The 19,211-nt window shown below is 60.7% G+C and carries 14 protein-coding genes; all 14 read left to right on the forward strand.

What is annotated here, in order from left to right; translation table 11 throughout:
- Window positions 1-17: 17 nt before the first annotated feature.
- The 14 genes from CCX87_RS03625 (at window position 18) to CCX87_RS03690 (ending at window position 19,052) form a co-directional block, all read left to right on the forward strand.
- Window positions 18-1,097: a pilus assembly protein PilM gene (locus tag CCX87_RS03625; RefSeq protein ID WP_087743816.1), complete on the forward strand. Its 1,080-nt coding sequence runs from the start codon at window positions 18-20 to the stop codon at window positions 1,095-1,097.
- Entirely contained in the window at window positions 1,094-1,714 is a 621-nt protein-coding gene (locus CCX87_RS03630; RefSeq protein ID WP_087743818.1) for a PilN domain-containing protein, read from the forward strand. The genes CCX87_RS03625 and CCX87_RS03630 overlap by 4 nt, the downstream gene beginning before the upstream one ends.
- 3 nt (window positions 1,715-1,717) lie before the next feature.
- Complete coding sequence (locus CCX87_RS03635) at window positions 1,718-2,386, forward strand: type 4a pilus biogenesis protein PilO (protein WP_087743821.1); 669 nt, start codon at window positions 1,718-1,720, stop codon at window positions 2,384-2,386.
- Complete coding sequence (locus CCX87_RS03640) at window positions 2,383-2,925, forward strand: pilus assembly protein PilP (protein ID WP_087743824.1); 543 nt, start codon at window positions 2,383-2,385, stop codon at window positions 2,923-2,925. The genes CCX87_RS03635 and CCX87_RS03640 overlap by 4 nt, the downstream gene beginning before the upstream one ends.
- Window positions 2,926-2,942: 17 nt before the next feature.
- Window positions 2,943-5,060 carry a type IV pilus secretin PilQ gene (gene pilQ / locus CCX87_RS03645; protein WP_369825236.1) on the forward strand — a complete coding sequence of 706 codons (2,118 nt, stop codon included), beginning with the start codon at window positions 2,943-2,945 and terminating at the stop codon, window positions 5,058-5,060.
- A 23-nt stretch (window positions 5,061-5,083) separates the two neighbouring features.
- A complete protein-coding gene (locus tag CCX87_RS03650) occupies window positions 5,084-6,631 on the forward strand; it encodes an Ig-like domain-containing protein (RefSeq protein ID WP_158211983.1) in 1,548 nt (515 codons plus the stop codon).
- A 107-nt stretch (window positions 6,632-6,738) separates the two neighbouring features.
- Complete coding sequence (aroB, locus tag CCX87_RS03655) at window positions 6,739-7,857, forward strand: 3-dehydroquinate synthase (RefSeq protein ID WP_087743831.1); 1,119 nt, start codon at window positions 6,739-6,741, stop codon at window positions 7,855-7,857.
- A gap of 102 nt (window positions 7,858-7,959) precedes the next feature.
- Window positions 7,960-9,114 (forward strand): deoxyguanosinetriphosphate triphosphohydrolase, encoded by a 1,155-nt coding sequence (locus tag CCX87_RS03660; protein WP_232476474.1) that lies wholly within the window; start codon window positions 7,960-7,962, stop codon window positions 9,112-9,114.
- Window positions 9,115-9,205: 91 nt separating this feature from the next.
- Window positions 9,206-9,829, forward strand: coding sequence for a DUF1415 domain-containing protein (locus CCX87_RS03665; protein ID WP_087743836.1), 624 nt, complete (start codon window positions 9,206-9,208; stop codon window positions 9,827-9,829).
- Window positions 9,826-10,761: a class I SAM-dependent methyltransferase gene (locus CCX87_RS03670; protein WP_232476475.1), complete on the forward strand. Its 936-nt coding sequence runs from the start codon at window positions 9,826-9,828 to the stop codon at window positions 10,759-10,761. The genes CCX87_RS03665 and CCX87_RS03670 overlap by 4 nt, the downstream gene beginning before the upstream one ends.
- 79 nt (window positions 10,762-10,840) lie before the next feature.
- Entirely contained in the window at window positions 10,841-11,545 is a 705-nt protein-coding gene (locus tag CCX87_RS03675) for a transposase (RefSeq protein WP_087743838.1), read from the forward strand.
- Between the two features lie 175 nt (window positions 11,546-11,720).
- Window positions 11,721-16,454, forward strand: coding sequence for a glutamate synthase-related protein (locus CCX87_RS03680; protein ID WP_087743840.1), 4,734 nt, complete (start codon window positions 11,721-11,723; stop codon window positions 16,452-16,454).
- Between the two features lie 48 nt (window positions 16,455-16,502).
- Entirely contained in the window at window positions 16,503-17,981 is a 1,479-nt protein-coding gene (locus CCX87_RS03685; RefSeq protein WP_087743842.1) for a glutamate synthase subunit beta, read from the forward strand.
- Between the two features lie 276 nt (window positions 17,982-18,257).
- A complete protein-coding gene (locus CCX87_RS03690; protein ID WP_087743844.1) occupies window positions 18,258-19,052 on the forward strand; it encodes an amino acid ABC transporter substrate-binding protein in 795 nt (264 codons plus the stop codon).
- Window positions 19,053-19,211 lie beyond the last annotated feature (159 nt).

Consider the following 19,211-nt stretch of genomic DNA (forward strand, 5'->3'; position numbering starts at 1 on the left):
GTTACAGGAGACCAATTTTGATCTCAACGGGGTCTTTTTTTAGTCGCCAGTCCGCACCGCTGCTGGGTATCGACATCAGTTCCTCCAGCGTCAAGTTGGTGGAGCTAGGGCGCGACAAGGGCGGTGGGCTGGTGCTCGAGCGCTGCGCCATCGAACCGCTGGAGCGTGGTTGGATCACAGACGGTAACATCGAAAAATTCGATGAGGTTGCTGATGCATTGCGCCGGCTTGTCAAAAAGAGTGGCACCCGTACCAAGAACGTTGCCTTGGCGCTGCCTCCATCGGCGGTGATCACCAAAAAGATCACTCTGCCCGGTGGCATGACAGAGCAGGAGCTCGAGGTCCAGGTCGAGTCCGAGGCGAACCAGTACATTCCCTTTTCCCTGGACGAGGTCAGTCTGGATTTCTGCGTTATTGGGCCTAGCAAAAATGCGCCCGGCGACGTGGATGTGTTGATTGCGGCCTCGCGGCGGGAGAAAGTGCAAGACCGGCAAGGTCTTGCCGAAGCGGCTGGGCTCAAGCCGGTGGTCGTCGATATCGAATCGTACGCGTCAAGGCTTGCTGCTGGACGATTGATCGAAGCGCTGCCCAACAAAGGGGTGGACGCCCTTGTCGCATTGTTTGAAGTCGGGGCGCTTACCACGAGTTTGCAGGTCATTCGCAATGAAGAGGTCTTGTACGACCGGGACCAGGCATTCGGCGGGGCGCAATTGACGCAACTTATCGTGCGGCAATACGGGTTTTCCGTCGAAGAGGCCGAAAGCAAGAAGCGCAACGGGGACTTGCCAGAGGACTACCAAACAGCGGTGCTTCGACCATTTGTTGAAAGCATGGCCCAAGAAATTGGTCGAGCGCTGCAATTTTTCTTTACCAGTACGCCGCACAACCGTGTTGATCACATCATGCTGGCTGGCGGATCGGCGCCGCTGCCGGGTTTGACAGAGGCGGTCACCCGTCAGACTGGTTTTGCGTGCAGTGCTGTCAATCCGTTTGACGGAATGGAGATTGGAAGTTCCGTCCGTTTGAAAAAGATGGTGCGTGAAGCCCCTTCATATCTCACTTCATGTGGTTTGGCTATGCGGAGGTTTCTGCAGTGATTTTGATCAATCTGCTCCCGCACCGGGAGGCTGCGCGTAAACGCAGGCGCGAGGCTTTTCAGGCAACGATGTTTGCATCGTTTCTGCTGGGTCTTGCTATCGCAGGAGCTATCTATTGGTGGTTCCAGGTCATGATTACAGACCAGCAGGAGAGGAACAGTTTTCTTCAGCGTGAAATCCAGGTCCTTGATGGGCAAATCAAGGAAATTGCGTCCATCGAAGAGGAAATTGCTTCTTTGCGCGCACGGCAGAAGGCTGTGGAGGATCTGCAATCAGACCGGAATTTGCCGGTACATCTGCTGAACGAACTCGTCAGGCAGTTGCCGGATGGCGTCTACATCACCAGCATGAAGCAAGATGGCCAAACCATTTCCATGCAAGGCATGGCGCAATCCAATGAACGCGTTTCGGAAATGCTGCGCAACCTTACCAACAACACCCCCTGGTTTTCTAAACCGGAGCTGGTGGAAATTGTCGCCAGCAACGTGGCATTGACACCTCGGGACCAGCGTCGTGTTGGTGCTTTCAATTTGAAATTTCAGCTCATGCGATCCAGTGAGGCGCAAAAAGCCATGGATGCTGCTAGCTCGACTGTTGCTGCCTCTGCGGGAAAGTAGCGTATGGCAAAAACACAAGCTTCAAAAATTGATTTCGCTGCACTGCAGAGCAATCTGCAGCGGCAGTTTAAAAATCTGGATCCCAAAGATCCATCGCTTTGGCCGGTTTTGCCGAAGTTTTTGCTCTGTGCATTCATCGCACTCGGTGTTGCTGCCGTACTCTGGTTTGTCCAACTGACAGATTACCAGGCAGAGCTTGAATCGGAGCGTGGCAAGGAAGTGGTTCTTCGCGAAGACTATACGAAGAAACTTGTAAAGGCTGTAAGTCTGGATGCGCTCAAGAAGCAGCGCGAACAGATACAGCAGTATGTGATCCAGCTTGAAAAGCAATTGCCCAGCAAGGCGGAAATGGCTGCCTTGCTGTCAGATATCAACCAGGCGGGATTGGGGCGGAGCTTGCAATTTGATCTATTCCGCCCTGGTCAAATCGTCGTCCGAGATTATTACGCGGAACTCCCGATTGCCGTGAAAGTGACGGGAAAGTACCATGACATGGGTGCATTTGCATCGGATGTTGCGCATTTGTCCCGTATTGTGACTTTGAACAATATTTCGATTGTTCCGGCGGGGAAGGAGGCTGGCATGTTGTCCATGGATGCCACCGCGAGAACTTTCCGCTACCTGGATCCTGAAGAGGTTCAGGCGCAAAAAAATGCCGGAGGAAAGAAATGATGTGGACCGGTCGTTTTGCTTTGATTTTATGTGCAGGGGTTTTAAGCGGTTGCGGTCCAGCGGGCGAGGATGAATTGCGCCAATGGATGGCCGATCAGCGCGCCACTACCAAGCCGCGCATTACCCCCCTTTCCGAGCCCAAGCAGTTCCAGCCGCAAGCATATACGGTAGAGAATGGTATTGAGCCGTTCAATCAACTCAAGCTCACGCAGGCATTGCGGCGCGATTCGGTTCAGATCGCCTCCAATGCAACGTTGATTGCTCCTGAAATGGCGCGCAGGAAAGAACCATTGGAGGCATTTCCGCTGGACGCCATGACGATGGTCGGTAGCCTGAACAAAACCGGAACACCTACGGCGCTTCTCAAAGTCGATAATTTGCTGTATCAGGTTCGGGTGGGAAATTACCTTGGTCAAAATTATGGAAAAATTACCAAAATATCCGAAACGGCAATTAGTTTGCGCGAAATAGTGCAAGACGCCACCGGGGATTGGATAGAGCGCACCGCATCGCTTGACCTGCAAGAGGGAAAGAAATGACAACGAAAAATATCTGGATGATGAATCACTACAAAAGTGCGATCTTTGCGGTAGTGACTACGCTGGCAGCAACAGCTGCCATGGCACAAAGTGCCATCGAGGCAGTCACTGGCACGATGCAAGGTGGCGCAGAAGTGGTTCGTGTTGAACTATCTCAGCCACTCTCGGCAGTGCCTACGGGTTTTGCAATTCAGTCACCAGCGCGCATTGCACTGGATTTTCCTGGAACCACCAATGCAATGGGGCGGTCCGTTGTCGATGTGAACCAGGGAAACTTAAAGTCTATCAATGTCGTACAGGCGGGCGATCGGTCACGCCTCGTTTTGAATCTCAAGCAAGCCACTTCCTACCAAGCTGAACTGCAAGGCAAGACGCTTCTTATCTCTTTGTTGCCCGTTACCACTTCGGCAGCAGCTTCGCAGCAGTCCTCCACCACGATATTCGCAGAAAGCGGCAGCAGCGATACGCTTCCTTTGAAAGACGTTGATTTCCGCAGAGGTGCAGATGGTTCTGGTCGCATTGTTGTCGGCCTTGCCAACAGTCAGGTCGGTGTTGATCTTCACCGCCAGGGCAAGGGGCTGACTGTCGATTTTCTCCGCTCATCCTTGCCTGAAGGACTGCGTCGGCGTCTTGATGTGACAGATTTCGGAACGCCCGTTCAAATGGTGACAACATCCCAACAGGGTGACCGTGTGCGAATGGTGGTGGAACCCGTTGGCGACTGGGAGCACAGCGCCTACCAAAGCAATAACCAATTTGTTGTGGAAATTCGCCAAAAGAAGGTGGATTTGAGCAAATTGACCCAGGGGCCTGGCTACAGCGGTGAAAAACTCTCGCTGAATTTTCAGAATATTGAAGTCAGATCTTTGCTTCAAGTCATTGCAGATTTCACCAACTTTAATATTGTCACATCGGACACCGTGACTGGTGCCTTGACGCTGCGATTGAAAGATGTTCCATGGGACCAAGCCCTCCAGATCATCATGGATGCCAAGGGCCTGGGCATGCGCAAATCGGGCACCGTCTTGTGGATTGCGCCCAAGGACGAAATCGACGCGCGCACCAAGAAAGACTTTGAAGCTGCGCTGGCCATCCAGAAACTGGAGCCCCTCAAAACGCAAGCCTTCCAGCTCAATTACGCCAAAGCGGCAGACATGGTGACGCAGCTCACCACCAGCTCCAGCGGTGGCAGCGGTTCTACCACCCGCTTCCTGACCGAGCGCGGAAGCGCCATTTCAGAGCCCCGCACAAACCAGCTGTTTGTGACCGACACGCCCACCAAACTCGAAGAAGTGCGTCAACTGCTCTCAACGCTGGATATCGCAGTGCGCCAGGTTTTGATTGAAGCGCGCATTGTTGAAGCGCGGGACACGTTTGGTCGCTCGCTGGGGGTGCGCTTGGGCGGCACCGACCTGCGCGCCAATCGCGGTGGCGATGGTGGCTACAGCGTGGGCGGCAACAACCGCGTGGCGTTTGGCACCAGTTACAGCAATGCGGTGGCATCCAGCGGCGCGGGCGGCACCACCAGCACCGATGGCAATTTTGTCAACCTGCCTGCCAGCCTGTCCAACGTCAGCAGTGTGGGGAGTTTTGCACTTTCCATATTCAACTCCGCTGCCAACAGATTCCTGACGCTTGAACTTTCGGCCATGGAGGCTGACGGCAAGGGCAAAATCATATCGAGTCCCCGAATAATTACCGCCGATCAAACCAAGGCCCTGATTGAGCAAGGTACGGAATATCCTTATTCAGTAACCGCTCCCAATGGGGCCACGACATTGGCCTTCAAGAAAGCAGTCTTGAAGCTGGAGGTGACTCCACAGATAACCCCCGAGGGAAACATCATTCTTGATCTGGACGTCAATAAGGACAGCCGGGGTGAAACCACCACGCAGGGTGTAGCCATCGACACCAAACACATCAAGACACAAATCCTGATTGAAAACGGCGGCACCGTGGTGATTGGCGGCATTTTTGAAATGGAAGACACCAATCAGGAAAACAAGATTCCATTGCTGGGTGATGTGCCGGTGGTGGGTAATTTGTTCAAGAGCCGGACGAAAGAGTCTTCGAAACGTGAAATGTTGGTTTTTATTACGCCGAAGGTCATTACTGACCGTGGGCCAGTGCGATAAGTAAATTCATGAGGGGTGAAAAAATGCGAAAACTATTCAGAATATTGACTGTGCCGTTGATGGCCGTATTGGTTGCATGCGGTGGTGGTGGTGGTGACCCCGGCACTTCCAGCAGTGGTGGTGGCTCGGGTGGTACTGCGATCAGTGGGACTGTGACCGTCCAGGCGTACAGCCGCGTCGCTGGCGAGGATGTGGCGGTGAGCAGCTTCTCATCCTCCGATCTCACAGTGCGCGCCAAGGCGACCGTCAAAGACTCATCCGGCAACGCCATAGCGAATGCCATCGTCACTTTTTCTGAAAGTGGTCCTGGCTTGCTGGCATTCATGCCGGGATCGGCGACGGCCCTCACCAATAGTGCTGGCGTTGCTGAGATCGATTTGAAGGCTGCAACCGTGACGTCGCAGGGGGCAACACAGCTTGTCGCAACGACGGCCGTGACCAGCAAGACGGGCACGGAAGTCTCTTTGGCTGGTAAGCAAAACTTGGCTATTTCGGGCGGTGTGGTTCAAGATCCACAGGCAGCGGCTACGGCCATTAATTTCACCAGTGTCGCCCCCAGCGACAAGTCCATCGTGATTGCAGGTGCTGGCGGTAACGGACGCTCTGAAGTAGCCCTGCTGACTTTTACCGTGGTGGACTCTAGTGGCGCTCCGCTCCAAGGCGTCGTGGTGGATTTCACCGCGGTGCCGGCTGACAGCGTGACCTTGAATGCATCGTCTGGTACGACCAATGCTTCCGGCCAGGTGACTGCGACGGTGAACTCGAAGTCTTCGCCGACCTCGGTAATCATCAAGGCGGCAGTTCATGGCCGCAGCGGCATTAGCACGCAGTCCGACACGTTGACGGTCACTACCGGTGTGGCAACACAAAGGGGTTTCGACCTTTCTGCATCCAAGTTCAATTTGGACGCCGATCTGTCGGGTGATTCATCCACCTTGACCGTTCGGATTGTCGATGAGAATGGCAACCCGGTGGCTGATGGGGTGCCTGTGGTCGCGCAGGCTGATTTTGGAAGGGTGGGGACTTCGGGTCGCGGCGGTTGTACTACCGTTAACGGCGCTTGCTCCGTGGAATACACGGTGCAGAATCCGCGCCCAACGGATGGCACGCCTGTGTCTGTGGTGTTTTCCACGCAGACGGGTCAGGGAACCCAAATCAGCGACACGCTTCGACTCTGGGTAAGCTCGGTGGGTGGGCTTAGTCTGTATGACACCGCGGCTTCTGCAAGTCCAATTACGGACCTTACGCTCACGGTGACCGATGCGGCGACCTGCAAATTTGGCAGTGTGAACTTGTTCCTGGGCACGCCTGCAGGGTTTGCTGCACCAGCCGGTACAACGATTGCCGTGCGTTCGTTGAACGACATATCCACTCCAGCCATTACGGATGGCTCACCCACGCTGGATCGCGCTGCAGCAACTCGCACGCGATTGATATTGTCTGCCTCTGGTAAATCGGGCAGTGCGGGTGGTCGGGATCGATGGCTCTTCACATTCACCGCCGGGCCAAGCAAAACGGTGAGCACCGTAGAATTGCCGGTCACAGTGCCTGCCTGCCCCAAGGCACAGTAACCGGTCGCATATGGCCCAGAGTGCGATGGTTCTCTGGGCCATCTGGTTTGTTTTTTTGAAAAATCCCCCGCTTGCCGGGGATTTTTTACCAAGGAATAGTTGACTTGATGAGGCAAACCGTAGCTTCCATTGCAGGGAATGTGCGTATCGATCTGGATGATCGCAGCTACGACATTGACATAGGCTCGGGTCTGCTGGCCACGCCCGCCACCTATGCGGCGCTGCCCAAGGCGGCCGCTGCCCTTATCGTCACCAACACCACGGTGGCGCCGCTTTACGCCGATGCCTTGCGCGCGGCGCTGGCGCCCAAGTACGCACAGGTGCACTTGGTGGTACTGCCCGACGGCGAAGAGCACAAAAACTGGCAGACCCTGAACCTGATCTTCGATGCCCTGCTGCAGCATGGCTGCGACCGCAAGACGGTGCTGTTTGCGCTGGGCGGCGGTGTGGTGGGCGACATGACGGGCTTTGCTGCTGCCTGCTATATGCGCGGCGTGCCGTTTGTGCAGGTGCCCACCACGCTGCTGGCGCAGGTGGATTCTTCGGTGGGCGGCAAGACGGCCATCAACCACCCGCTGGGCAAGAACATGATTGGTGCGTTCTACCAGCCGCAGCTCGTGGTGTGCGATCTGGCCACGCTCGATACCCTGCCGCCGCGCGAGCTCAGCGCCGGCCTGGCGGAGGTCATCAAATACGGGCCGATTGCCGACATGGATTTCATGGGCTGGCTGGAAGAGCATATGGATGCGCTTTTGGCGCGCGACCGCACGGCGCTGGCGCATGCGGTGCGCCGCAGCTGCGAGATCAAGGCCTGGGTGGTGGGGCAGGACGAGCGCGAGGCCGGGCTGCGCGCCATTTTGAACTTTGGCCATACCTTCGGCCACGCCATCGAGGCCGGCATGGGCTATGGCGCCTGGCTGCACGGCGAGGGCGTGGGCGCCGGCATGGTGATGGCGGCCGAGCTGTCGCGCCGCCTGGGCTTGGTCGATGGTGCGTTTGTGGCGCGCCTGAAAACGCTGGTGCAACGCGCCGGGCTGCCCCTGCGCGGGCCGGTGCTGGATGCTGCCGACAATGCCGGCCGTTATCTGGAGCTGATGCGCGTGGACAAGAAGGCGGAGGCGGGCGAAATCCGCTTTGTGCTGATCGACGGGCCGGGCAAGGCCTGCGTGCGCGCCGCACCTGATGCACTGGTGCGCGAGGTGATTGACGCCTGCTGCGCCGGGTGATGGGCAATCACCGGGTGTGTGACGCGTCGAGTGCTATTGAATATATAGCTGTAGGCGCTTGCTACTAAAGCGCTAGAGGGCAATTTGACTCAAAACTCATCCTTGGCTTGCTATGCCTGCGACCCGGCGCTGTCGCGCGGTCGCCGCTACCCCGAGCCCGCCGCGCCCACGCGCACCGACTACCAGCGCGACCGCGACCGCATCGTGCACTCGTCGGCGTTCCGTCGGCTGGTTTACAAGACCCAGGTGTTTTTGAACCACGAAGGGGATCTGTTTCGCACGCGGCTCACGCATTCGCTGGAGGTGGCGCAGCTGGGGCGATCGATTGCGCGCTCTTTGCGCATCAATGAAGACTTGGTGGAGGCCATCTCGCTGGCCCACGATTTGGGCCACACGCCTTTCGGGCACGCGGGGCAGGACGCGCTGAACGGCTGCATGCAGGCGCATGGCGGGTTCGAGCACAACCTGCAAAGCCTGCGGGTGGTGGACTATCTGGAAGAGCGCTACCCCGACTACGACGGCATCAACCTGACGTTCGAAACGCGCGAAGGCGTGCTCAAGCATTGCTCGCAGGCCAATGCGCAGCGGCTGGAGGCGAACGAGCCGGGCGGCGTGGGGGCGCGATTCTTGTGCAAGGAGCAGCCCAGCCTGGAGGCGCAGCTGTGCAATCTGGCCGATGAGATTGCCTACAACGCGCATGACATTGATGACGGCGTGCGCTCGGGCCTGATCACGCTGGCGCAACTGGCCGAGGTGCCGCTGTTCGACCAGTTCCGCCGCGTGGCGCAGGCCGAGCATCCGCATCTGGCGGGCGCGGCGATGGAGCGGCGCCTGCTGTATGAAACCATCCGGCGCATGCTGAGCGCGCAAGTGTATGACGTGATCCATGCCACCAGCGCTGCGCTGGCCCATGCTGCGCCGCGCACGGTGGCGGACGTGCGTGTGGCGGGCGCGCTGGTGAGCTTCAGCGCGCCCATGCGGGCCCAGTCGTCCGAGTTGAAGCGGTTTCTGTTCAAAAACCTCTACCGCCACCCCCAAGTGGTGGAGACCACCGGGCGTGCCCAGCGCGTGGTGACCGAATTGTTTGCTGCGTATGTGGCCGAGCCGCGCGAAATGAAACCGCGATTCACCCACCGGGCGCTGGAGGGCGATGCGCCGGCCCGCGCCAGGGCGGTGGCAGACTTTATTGCCGGAATGACCGACCGATTTGCCGTACGCGAGCACGAGCGCCTGACCGGCCAGCGCCTGCTGGGCTGAGGCGCTGTGAGCGGAACCGCCGCGGTGGCGGTGGGCCGGTAAAATTCACGGCCCCATTGTTGTCTTGTGTTGTCTTGTGAATCGATCTGCCATGAACCTTGCTACCCCTGCCTCGCCCCCTGTACCCTCTGAACGGGCGGGGCTGGTTACGAAGGACATGGTGCGCTGGCTGGAGCAGGCGGTGATCGGGCTGAACCTGTGCCCCTTTGCCAAGGGTGTGCATACCAAGGGGCAGATTCACTATGTGGTGAGCGCTGCCACCGACGGCGCTGCGCTGGCGCAAGACCTGCGGCGCGAGCTGGCCGACCTGGCCGCAACCCCCGCGCAGGTGCGCGACACCACCTTGCTGATGGCGCCAGACTGCCTGCACGAATTTCTCGACTTCAATGATTTCCTGGCGGTGGCCGAAGCCGTGCTGGAAGAACTGGGTTTGGACGGCACCCTGCAGATTGCCAGCTTTCATCCACAGTTCCAGTTTGCTGGCACCGCTGCGGACGATGTGACCAACTGCACCAACCGCGCGCCGTATCCCACCTTGCACCTGCTGCGCGAAGACAGCATCGACCGGGCCGTGCAGGCCTACCCCGAGGCGGAAGCCATCTACGAGCGCAACATGGAGGTGCTGGAGCAGCTGGGCATGCCGGGCTGGCAGGCGCTGGATGTGGGGGCGAGCGTTGCCGTCGCAGCGCCTGAAACGCCGAAAGGGCAGGGATGAAAGCCGTGCACCCCCAGGGGACCACCAAGGCGACCACCAAGGCGGTCGCTACGGCACCCGCCAAGATCGCGGGCAAGAATTCTTCCGCTGCCGGTGCGGAGCTGTCCGAATTGCGCCCCGGCCAGTCCATTGAATTGCTCAAAGAGCTGCACATCCTCACGCGCGAAGGGCGCCTGAACCAGGATTCGCGCCGCAAGCTCAAGCAGGTGTACCACCTGTTCAATTTCATCGAACCCTTGCTGCAAGAGCTGTCGGCAGACGGCCACAGCCCCACGCTGGCCGACCATGGCGCGGGCAAGTCGTATCTGGGTTTCATCCTGTACGACCTGTACTTCAAGGCGCTGGGGCGCGGCCACATCTATGGCATCGAGTGGCGCGCCGAGCTGGTCGAAAAATCGCGCGCATTGGCGCAGCAGCTGGGCTTTGGGCGCATGTCGTTCCTGAACCTGTCGGTGGCCGAATCGACCGGCGCGGCCGGGCTGCCCGAGCGCATCGACATGGTCACTGCGCTGCACGCCTGCGACACCGCCACCGACGATGCCATTGCCTTCGGCCTGCAAAAGCAGGCACGCGCCATGGTCATCGTGCCCTGCTGCCAGGCCGAAGTGGCCGCCTGCCTGCGCCAGGGCAAGGCGCTGCAACTGGCGCGCACACCGCTGGCCGAGCTGTGGCGCCACCCGCTGCACACGCGCGAACTGGGCAGCCAGCTGACCAACGTGCTGCGCTGCCTGCACCTGGAAGCCAGCGGCTACCAAGTGACGGTGACCGAACTGGTCGGCTGGGAGCACAGCATGAAGAACGAGCTCATCATCGCCCGCTACACCGGCCAGAAAAAGCGCAGCGCCCAAGAGAGGCTGCGTGCCATCCTGCGCGAGTTCGGCCTGGAGCAGGCGCTGGGAGCGCGGTTTGGGCTGCCAGCCGACGACAATTAATTGGGGTCAGACTCCCATTAATTAATTGGGGTCAGACTCCCATTAAAATGACCCGCTCTGCCTTTTTCAGGAGCTCGCCATGGCCCGCCTGCCGCGTCTCACGCTTGCCGGTTACCCGCACCACATCATCCAGCGCGGCAACAACCGCCAGGTGATCTTTGCGGACCGGCAGGATTTCGAGACCATGCTGGCCCTGCTGGCCGACAACGCACAGAAGTTTGCCGTGGCCGTCCATGCCTATGTGCTGATGGACAACCACTTTCACCTGCTGGCCACACCGGCCACGGCCGAGGCGCTGCCGCTGATGATGCAGGCCGTGGGGCGCAGTTATGTGCGCTATTTCAACCAGCGCCATGGCCGCAGCGGCACGCTGTGGGAGGGGCGCTACCGCTCCACGCTGATCGAGACCGAGCGCTATCTGCTGGCCTGCATGGTTTATATCGACCTGAACCCTGTGCGCGCCGGCATGGTGGTGCAGGCGGGCGCCTGGCCGTGGTCCAGTTATCAACATTACCTCGGCCAGCGCATCGACAAGCTGGTCACGCCGCACGCCTTGTACTGGGCGCTGGGCAACACGCCTTTTGCGCGCGAGGCGGCCTATGCCGAACTGGTGCAGGCGGGCATCGGCAGTGGCGAGCAGGCGGCGCTGACCGATGCGGCGTTGCGTGGCTGGGCGCTGGGCGACGCCGATTTTGTGGCAGAGTTACAAAAAAAATCACCCCGCCGCGCCACCAAAGCCAAGCCTGGGCGGCCTGCGGCGATACAAAAAAATAGCGCCAAATAGGCATGTAGCGCTTTATCAGCAAGCGTTTGTAGCTATTAACTTTGATGTGTCCCTGAATTAAGTTGCTTTGGCTTACGGTGCGATTAATTGGAATCTGACCCCAATTTTTGTGCTTGCGTAGATATGTTGCATTGCACTAATCTTGCAGTCCCTGCGAAAAACATAGGAGTGCGCCATGACCACGGCTGCCGAGATCCAGCATCTGCAACAACACGGTTTGTATTCATCGGGCAACGAACACGACGCCTGCGGCCTCGGGTTTGTGGCCCACATCAAGGGCATCAAGCGCCACGACATCGTGACGCAGGCCTTGAAGATTCTGGAAAACATCGACCACCGTGGCGCGGTGGGGGCCGACCCGCTGATGGGTGACGGCGCCGGTATCCTGATCCAGATTCCTGACGCGCTGTACCGCGAAGAAATGGCCAAGCAAGGCGTGACCTTGCCTGCGGCCGGCGAATACGGCGTCGGCATGATCTTTTTGCCCAAGGAGCATGCCTCGCGTCTGGCCTGCGAGCAGGAGATGGAGCGCGCTATCAAGGCCGAAGGCCAGGTGCTGCTGGGCTGGCGCGATGTGCCGGTGAACGTGGACATGCCCATGTCGCCCACCGTGCGCAAGAAGGAGCCCATCCTGCGCCAGGTGTTCATCGGCCGTGGCAACGACGTGATCGTGCAGGACGCGCTGGAGCGCAAGCTGTATGTGATCCGCAAGACGGCCAGCGCCAACATCCAGGCGCTCAAGCTCAAGCACAGCAAGGAATACTACGTTCCATCCATGTCCAGCCGCACCGTGGTTTACAAGGGCCTGCTGCTGGCCGACCAGGTGGGCGTGTACTACAAGGATCTGTCGGACGAGCGCTGCGTCTCGGCCATCGGCCTGGTGCACCAGCGCTTCTCCACCAACACTTTCCCCGAGTGGCCGCTGGCCCACCCGTACCGCTATGTGGCGCACAACGGTGAAATCAACACCGTCAAGGGCAACTACAACTGGATGAAGGCGCGCGAAGGCGTGATGGCCTCGCCCGTGCTGGCCGCCGATCTGCAAAAGCTCTACCCCATCAGCTTCGCCGACCAGTCCGACACCGCCACGTTCGATAACTGCCTCGAATTGCTGACCATGGCCGGCTACCCCATCAGCCAGGCCGTGATGATGATGATCCCCGAGCCGTGGGAACAGCACACCACCATGGACGAGCGCCGCCGCGCTTTCTATGAATACCACGCCGCCATGCTGGAGCCCTGGGACGGCCCGGCCTCCATCGTGTTCACCGATGGCCGCCAGATCGGCGCCACGCTCGACCGCAACGGCCTGCGCCCCTCGCGCTACTGCATCACCGATGACGACCTGGTCATCATGGGCTCCGAGTCGGGCGTGCTGCCCGTGCCTGAGAACAAGATCGTGCGCAAGTGGCGCCTGCAGCCCGGCAAGATGTTCCTGATCGACCTGGAGCAGGGCCGCATGATCGACGACGACGAGCTCAAAGCCAACGTCGTCAACACCAAGCCCTACAAGCAGTGGATCGAAAACCTGCGCATCAAGCTCGACAGCATCGACACCGGCGCGGAGGTGGCAGTGCCACAGGCCGCCACGCTGCCGCTGCTGGATCGCCAGCAGGCCTTTGGCTACACCCAGGAAGACATCAAGTTCCTGATGGCCCCCATGGCCAAGAACGGCGAAGAAGGCATCGGCTCCATGGGCAACGACAGCCCGCTGGCCGTGCTCTCGGGCAAGAACAAGCCGCTGTACAACTACTTCAAGCAGCTGTTTGCCCAGGTGACCAACCCGCCGATCGACCCGATCCGCGAGGCCATCGTGATGTCGCTCAACAGCTTCATCGGCCCCAAGCCCAACCTGCTTGACATCAACCAGGTCAACCCGCCGATGCGGCTCGAAGTGAGCCAGCCCGTGCTCGACTTTGCCGACATCGCCAAGCTGCGTGACATCGAGCGCCACACGAACGGCAAGTTCAAGAGCGCCACCATCGACATCACCTACCCGCTGAGCTGGGGCCGTGAGGGCGTCGAAGCCAAGCTGGCGTCGCTGTGCGCGCAGGCCGTGGACGCCATCAAGGGCGGCGCCAACATCCTCATCATCAGCGACCGCGCCGTGAGCGCCACGCAAGTGGCCATTCCCGCGCTGCTGGCGCTGTCGGCTATTCACCAGCATCTGGTGGGTGCAGGCCTGCGCACCACGGCGGGCCTGGTGGTTGAAACCGGCACTGCCCGCGAAGTGCACCACTTTGCCGTGCTGGCTGGCTATGGCGCCGAGGCCGTGCACCCCTACCTGGCCATGGAAACCCTGGCCGAGATGCACAAGGACCTGGGCCGCGACCTGTCGGCCGACAAGGCCATCTACAACTACGTCAAGGCCATCGGCAAGGGCCTGTCCAAGATCATGTCCAAGATGGGCGTGAGCACCTACATGAGCTACTGCGGCGCCCAGCTGTTCGAGGCCATTGGCCTGAACACGGAAACCGTGGGCAAATATTTCACCGGCACCGCCAGCCGCGTGGAGGGCATCGGTGTGTTCGAGATCGCCGAAGAAGCCATCCGCATGCACAAGGCCGCCTTTGGCGACGACCCGGTGCTCGAAACCATGCTGGACGCCGGCGGTGAATACGCCTGGCGCGCCCGTGGTGAAGACCACATGTGGACGCCCGACGCGATTGCCAAGCTGCAGCACAGCACGCGTGCCAACAACTGGAACACGTACAAGGAATACGCCCAGCTCATCAACGACCAGAGCAAGCGCCACATGACGCTGCGCGGCCTGTTCGAGTTCAAGATTGACCCCGCCAAGGCGATTTCGATCGACGAGGTCGAGCCCGCCAAGGAAATCGTCAAGCGTTTTGCCACCGGCGCCATGTCGCTCGGCTCCATCTCCACCGAGGCGCACGCCACGCTGGCCGTGGCCATGAACCGCATCGGCGGCAAGAGCAACACGGGCGAAGGTGGTGAAGACGCCGCGCGCTACCGCAACGAACTCAAGGGCATCCCGATCAAGAAGGGCGACAGCCTCAAGAGCGTGATTGGCGCTGAGAACGTTGAGGTCGATCTGCCCCTGCAAGACGGCGATTCGCTGCGCAGCCGCATCAAGCAAGTGGCTTCCGGCCGCTTTGGGGTGACGGCGGAATACCTCTCGTCGGCCGATCAGATCCAGATCAAGATGGCCCAGGGCGCCAAGCCCGGCGAAGGTGGTCAGCTGCCCGGCGGCAAGGTCTCCAACTACATCGGCAAGCTGCGCCACAGCGTGCCCGGTGTGGGCCTGATCTCGCCACCGCCGCACCACGACATCTACTCCATCGAAGACCTGGCCCAGCTGATCCACGACCTGAAGAACGTGGCACCGCACGCAGGCATCAGCGTCAAGCTGGTGTCTGAAGTGGGCGTGGGCACCATCGCTGCAGGCGTGGCCAAGTGCAAGAGCGACCACGTCGTGATCGCTGGCCACGATGGCGGCACGGGCGCATCGCCCTGGTCGTCCATCAAACACGCGGGCGGCCCCTGGGAAATCGGCCTGGCCGAAACCCAGCAGACCCTGGTGCTCAACCGCCTGCGCGGCCGCATTCGCGTGCAGGCCGATGGCCAGATGAAGACCGGCCGCGACGTCGCCATCGGCGCGCTGCTGGGCGCGGATGAGTTCGGCTTCGCCACCGCTCCGCTGGTGGTGGAAGGCTGCATCATGATGCGCAAGTGCCACCTGAACACCTGCCCCGTGGGCGTGGCCACGCAAGACCCAGCGCTGCGCAAGAAGTTCTCGGGCAAGCCTGAGCATGTGGTGAACTACTTCTTCTTCATCGCCGAAGAAGTGCGCCAGATCATGGCCCAGCTGGGAATTCGCAAGTTTGACGACCTGATTGGCCGCACCGACCTGCTCGACATGCGCCAGGGCCTGGAGCACTGGAAGGCCCGTGGCCTGGATTTTGGCCGCCTGTTCGCCCAGCCCAATGTGCCTGCCGATGTGCCTCGCTTCCATGTGGATGTGCAAGACCACAACATCGAGCACACGCTGGACCGCAAGCTCATCGAGCGCAGCCAACCCGCCATTGAAAAGGGTGAGCGCGTGCAGTTCATCGAAGTGGCGCGCAACGTCAATCGCTCGGTCGGCGCCATGCTGTCCGGCGCGGTCACCCGCGTGCACCCCGAGGGCCTGCCGGACGACACCATCCGCATCCAGCTCGAAGGCACGGGCGGCCAGTCGTTTGGTGCGTTCCTTACGCGCGGCATCACGCTGTACCTGATCGGCGACGCCAACGACTACACCGGCAAGGGCCTGTCGGGCGGCCGCCTGATCGTGCGCCCCAGCATCGACTTCCGGGGCGACGCGGTGCGCAACACCATCGTGGGCAACACCGTCATGTACGGTGCCACCACCGGCGAGGCTTTCTTCAGCGGCGTGGCCGGTGAGCGCTTTGCGGTGCGCCTGTCGGGCGCCACGGCGGTGGTCGAAGGCACGGGCGACCATGGTTGCGAATACATGACGGGTGGCACGGCGCTGGTGCTGGGCAAGACCGGCCGCAACTTTGCGGCAGGCATGAGCGGTGGCGTGGCCTATGTGTACGACGAAGACGGCCAGTTCGACACGCGCTGCAACATGGCCATGGTCACGCTGGAGCGCATCCTGCCCGCCACCGAGCAGGAAGCCACGGTGCCGCGTGCCATCTGGCACAACGGCCAGACCGACGAAGCCCAGCTCAAGAAACTGCTGGAAGACCACAACCGCTGGACGGGCAGCAAGCGCGCGCGCGAACTACTGGACAACTGGGCCGCATCGCGCGGCAAGTTCGTCAAGGTCTTCCCGACCGAGTACAAGCGTGCGTTGGCTGAAATTTATGAACGAAAAGTGATGGAAGAGCAGGCTACGCCTGCGGTGGCTGCTATCAAAAATGAGGTTGCTCCCGCCAAGTAAGGCGACGCCACCCACCTTCGCACAGCATTCATAGACAAGGACATCGTCATGGGAAAAACCACCGGCTTCATGGAATACGAGCGCATCGAAGAGGGCTACAAGCCCGTGCCCGAGCGCCTGAAGCATTACAAGGAATTCGTCATCGGCCTCGATGAGGCGCAGGCCAAGGTGCAAGGCGCGCGCTGCATGGACTGCGGCACGCCGTTTTGCAACAACGGCTGCCCGGTGAACAACATCATTCCGGACTTCAACGACCTCGTGTACCACGCGGACTGGAAGAGCGCGATCGAGGTGCTGCACAGCACCAACAACTTCCCCGAGTTCACCGGCCGCATCTGCCCCGCGCCCTGCGAGGCAGCCTGTGTGCTCAACGTGAACGACGACGCGGTGGGCATCAAGTCCATCGAGCACGCGATCATCGACCGCGCCTGGGCCGAAGGCTGGGTGCAGCCGCGCCCCGCCAAGCACCAAACGGGCAAGAAGGTGGCCGTGGTGGGCTCCGGCCCCGCAGGCTTGGCCGCAGCCCAGCAACTGGCCCGTGCGGGCCACAGCGTCACGCTGTTCGAAAAGAACGACCGCGTGGGCGGCCTGCTGCGCTACGGCATCCCGGACTTCAAGATGGAGAAGTCGCACATCGACCGCCGCGTCAAGCAGCTCGAAGCCGAAGGCGTGGTCATTCGCACCAGCGTGTTCGTGGGCGCCGCCAAGGACGGCCTGGGCAAGGACTCCAAGGTGACCAACTGGGCCAAGGAAACCATCACCCCCGAGCAGCTGAACAAAGAGTTCGACGCCGTGCTGCTGACCGGCGGCGCCGAGCAGTCGCGCGACCTGCCCGTGCCTGGCCGGGACCTCGACGGCATCCACTTCGCCATGGAATTTTTGCCCCAGCAGAACAAGGTCAACGCGGGCGACAAGCTCAAGGGCCAGATTCTGGCGACGGGCAAGCATGTCATCGTGATCGGTGGCGGCGACACCGGCAGCGACTGCGTGGGCACCAGCAACCGCCATGGCGCGGCCAGCGTGACCCAGTTCGAGGTGATGCCCCAGCCCCCCGAAGTGGAAAACCGCCCGCTCACCTGGCCCTACTGGCCGCTCAAGCTGCGCACCAGTTCCAGCCACGAAGAAGGCTGCGTGCGCGAGTTCGCCATTTCCACCAAGGAGTTCACGGGCGAAAAGGGCAAGGTCAAGAGCCTGACCACGGTGCAGGTCGAGTTCAAGGACGGCAAGCTGGTGGAAGTGCCCGGCACCGAAAAGCACTACCAGGCCGACCTGGTGCTGCTGGCCATGGGCTTTGTGAGCCCCGTGGCGCCGGTGCTCGACGCCTTTGGCGTGGACAAGGACGCGCGCGGCAATGCCCGTGCCACCACCGAGTTCGACGGCGGCTATGCCACCAACGTGCCCAAGGTGTTTGCGGCTGGCGACATTCGCCGGGGCCAGTCGCTGGTGGTCTGGGCCATCCGCGAAGGCCGCCAGGCGGCGCGCGCCGTGGACGAGTTCCTGATGGGCTACTCCGATCTGCCACGTTGACCGGCCTTTGGCCATGACCGATCAGCGGCGCCTGCGGGCGCCGCTTTCAATTGCTGCGAAGTTAATAGCATCTAACGCTTGCTGGGTAAGCGCTGCAGGTTGATTTCATCAAAAATCAATGTGTGGCGGAGGCCCTCTACCCACCGATAGACGCCATCGGTGGGACAATCGCGGGTTTTCCTGGGGCAGGGCGTTCCGTGTCGCGCCACCGTGCCGGCATGGGCCGCGCCCTGATTTCCCTTTGTCCGTTCTTTTCTTTTCGAGAATCGCTACACCATGAAGAAAATTGCCGCTGTTGCTTTGCTGACCTTGGGCGCCGTGCTGGCGGGATGCTCCAAGCAGGAGCCCGCTGCGCCCGCCGCCGCACCCGCGCCAGCGGCAGTGACCAAGATCGTCGTCGGCCTGGACGACAACTTCCCGCCCATGGGTTTTCGCAACGAGAAGAACGAGCTGGTCGGCTTTGACATCGACATGGCCAAGGAAGCCGCCAAGCGCCTGGGTGTGGAAGTGGAGTTCAAGCCTATCGACTGGAGCGCCAAGGAGGCCGAGCTGTCGGGCAAGCGCGTGGATGCGCTGTGGAATGGTCTGACCATCACCGAAGAGCGCAAGCAGAACATCGCGTTCACCGCGCCCTACATGGAAAACCACCAGATCATCGTGGTGGCCGCCAACTCCGCCATCAAGACCAAGGCCGATCTGGCCGGCAAGGTGGTCGGCGCCCAGGAAGGCTCCAGCGCCGTGGATGCCGTGAAGAAGGAAGACGCCGTTTTCAAATCGTTCAAGGAACTCAAGACCTTCGGCGACAACGTGACCGCCCTGATGGACCTGACCACTGGCCGCCTGGAAGCCGTGGTGGTCGATGAGGTGGTGGGCCGCTACTACGTGGCCAAGAAGCCGGGCGACTACGCCGTTCTGGACGACAACTTCGGCACCGAGGAATATGGCGTGGGCCTGCGCAAGGACGACACCGACCTGCACGGCAAGATCGACAAGGCCCTGGCCGACATGAAGGCCGACGGCGCCGCCGCGAAGATTGCCGAGCAGTGGTTTGGCAAGAACATTATTAAATAAAGTACAACCCCCTGAGGCGCTGCGCGCCTTCCCCCTTCTCTCGAATTGCTGCGCAATTCGGGAAGGGGGACGCAGCCCTCGCTGCGGGGCGGCCCTTGCTCGGCTGCCCTGGCATGGGGAGCGCCAGTTGCAACGGTCACTGGAAAATTCTCTCGGAGC

It is taken from the genome of Acidovorax sp. T1 (assembly GCF_002176815.1).
Lineage (GTDB): Bacteria > Pseudomonadota > Gammaproteobacteria > Burkholderiales > Burkholderiaceae_C > Acidovorax.

Excerpts from the sequence above, each read along its gene's own strand:
- CCX87_RS03635 (WP_087743821.1), top strand. The coding sequence starts at position 1,718 with ATGGCAAAAACACAAGCTTCAAAAATTGATTTCGCTGCACTGCAGAGC.
- CCX87_RS03690 (WP_087743844.1), top strand. The coding sequence starts at position 18,258 with ATGAAGAAAATTGCCGCTGTTGCTTTGCTGACCTTGGGCGCCGTGCTG.
- CCX87_RS03640 (WP_087743824.1), top strand. The coding sequence starts at position 2,383 with ATGATGTGGACCGGTCGTTTTGCTTTGATTTTATGTGCAGGGGTTTTA.
- CCX87_RS03650 (WP_158211983.1), top strand. The coding sequence starts at position 5,084 with ATGCGAAAACTATTCAGAATATTGACTGTGCCGTTGATGGCCGTATTG.
- CCX87_RS03670 (WP_232476475.1), top strand. The coding sequence starts at position 9,826 with ATGAAAGCCGTGCACCCCCAGGGGACCACCAAGGCGACCACCAAGGCG.
- CCX87_RS03675 (WP_087743838.1), top strand. The coding sequence starts at position 10,841 with ATGGCCCGCCTGCCGCGTCTCACGCTTGCCGGTTACCCGCACCACATC.
- CCX87_RS03685 (WP_087743842.1), top strand. The coding sequence starts at position 16,503 with ATGGGAAAAACCACCGGCTTCATGGAATACGAGCGCATCGAAGAGGGC.
- pilQ (WP_369825236.1), top strand. The coding sequence starts at position 2,943 with ATGATGAATCACTACAAAAGTGCGATCTTTGCGGTAGTGACTACGCTG.
- aroB (WP_087743831.1), top strand. The coding sequence starts at position 6,739 with ATGAGGCAAACCGTAGCTTCCATTGCAGGGAATGTGCGTATCGATCTG.
- CCX87_RS03665 (WP_087743836.1), top strand. The coding sequence starts at position 9,206 with ATGAACCTTGCTACCCCTGCCTCGCCCCCTGTACCCTCTGAACGGGCG.
- CCX87_RS03680 (WP_087743840.1), top strand. The coding sequence starts at position 11,721 with ATGACCACGGCTGCCGAGATCCAGCATCTGCAACAACACGGTTTGTAT.